This is a genomic window from Alteromonas sp. KUL106 (assembly GCF_009811415.1).
GTDB lineage: Bacteria > Pseudomonadota > Gammaproteobacteria > Enterobacterales > Alteromonadaceae > Alteromonas.
This window is the reverse complement of sequence record NZ_BLIG01000074.1, coordinates 1-1,854: the sequence shown is the minus strand read 5'-3', so window position 1 is coordinate 1,854 and position 1,854 is coordinate 1. Positions and strand designations below refer to the sequence as shown.

Below are 1,854 nucleotides of genomic sequence, written 5' to 3'. Positions count from 1 at the left end.
AAAGCTTCTTGGGCGTTGTATGGTTAAGCCTCTCGGGCAATTAGTACAGGTTAGCTTAACGCCTTACAACGCTTCCACACCCTGCCTATCAACGTCATCGTCTATAACAACCCTTCCAGACCTTAAAGGTCAGGGATGACTCATCTTTGGGCCGGCTTCCCGCTTAGATGCTTTCAGCGGTTATCCGTTCCGAACGTAGCTACCGGGCAATGCCATTGGCATGACAACCCGAACACCAGCGGTTCGTCCACTCCGGTCCTCTCGTACTAGGAGCAGCTCCCATCAATCATCCAACGCCCACACCAGATAGGGACCGAACTGTCTCACGACGTTCTAAACCCAGCTCGCGTACCACTTTAAATGGCGAACAGCCATACCCTTGGGACCGACTTCAGCCCCAGGATGTGATGAGCCGACATCGAGGTGCCAAACACCGCCGTCGATATGAACTCTTGGGCGGTATCAGCCTGTTATCCCCGGAGTACCTTTTATCCGTTGAGCGATGGCCCTTCCATACAGAACCACCGGATCACTATGACCTACTTTCGTACCTGCTCGACGCGTCTGTCTCGCAGTTAAGCTAGCTTATGCCATTGCACTAACCTCACGATGTCCGACCGTGATTAGCTAACCTTCGTGCTCCTCCGTTACTATTTGGGAGGAGACCGCCCCAGTCAAACTACCCACCAGACACTGTCCACAACCCCGATAAGGGGCCAATGTTAGAACATCAAACATACAAGGGTGGTATTTCAAGGACGGCTCCACACAATCTAGCGACTGTGCTTCAAAGCCTCCCACCTATCCTACACATGTAGGTTCAATGTTCAGTGCCAAGCTGTAGTAAAGGTTCACGGGGTCTTTCCGTCTAGGTGCGGGTACACAGCATCTTCACTGCGATTTCAATTTCACTGAGTCTCGGGTGGAGACAGCGTGGCCATGGTTACACCATTCGTGCAGGTCGGAACTTACCCGACAAGGAATTTCGCTACCTTAGGACCGTTATAGTTACGGCCGCCGTTTACCGGGGCTTCGATCAAGAGCTTCGCTTACGCTAACCCCATCAATTAACCTTCCGGCACCGGGCAGGTGTCACACCCTATACGTCCTCTTACGAGTTTGCAGAGTGCTGTGTTTTTAATAAACAGTCCCAGCCACCTGGTCACTGCGGCCTCCATTCGCTTACCACGCAAGGTGTTCACAAACAGAGGCGTACCTTCTCCCGAAGTTACGGTACAATTTTGCCGAGTTCCTTCACCCGAGTTCTCTCAAGCGCCTTAGTATTCTCTACCTGACCACCTGTGTCGGTTTGGGGTACGGTTCATATAATCATAAGTTTAGAAGCTTTTCCTGGAAGCAGGGCATCAACAACTTCACTCCCTTGGGAGCTCGTCTCGCGTCTCAGCCTTAGAATTCCGGATTTACCTAAAATTCCAGCCTACTCGCTTTCACTTGGACAACCAACGCCAAGCTTGCCTAGCCTTCTCCGTCCCTCCATCACTGATTATATAAGTACGGGAATATTAACCCGTTTCCCATCGACTACGCATTTCTGCCTCGCCTTAGGGGCCGACTTACCCTGCCCTGATTAGCATGGGACAGGAAACCTTGGTCTTCCGGCGTGGGAGTTTTTCACTCCCATTATCGTTACTCATGTCAGCATTCGCACTTGTGATATGTCCAGCAAGCTTTACAACTCACCTTCATCCACTTACACAACGCTCCCCTACCCAGCATGTAAACATGCTGCCGCAGCTTCGGTATATTGCTTAGCCCCGTTACATCTTCCGCGCAGGCCGACTCGACTAGTGAGCTATTACGCTTTCTTTAAAGGGTGGCTGCTTCTAAGCCAAC

The 1,854-nt window shown here is 51.5% G+C and carries 1 rRNA gene; it reads right to left on the bottom strand.

Features of this window, described 5'->3' with window-relative positions:
* Positions 1-19 precede the first annotated feature (19 nt).
* Positions 20-1,854, bottom strand: a 23S ribosomal RNA gene (locus GVO63_RS19255); the annotation flags it as partial.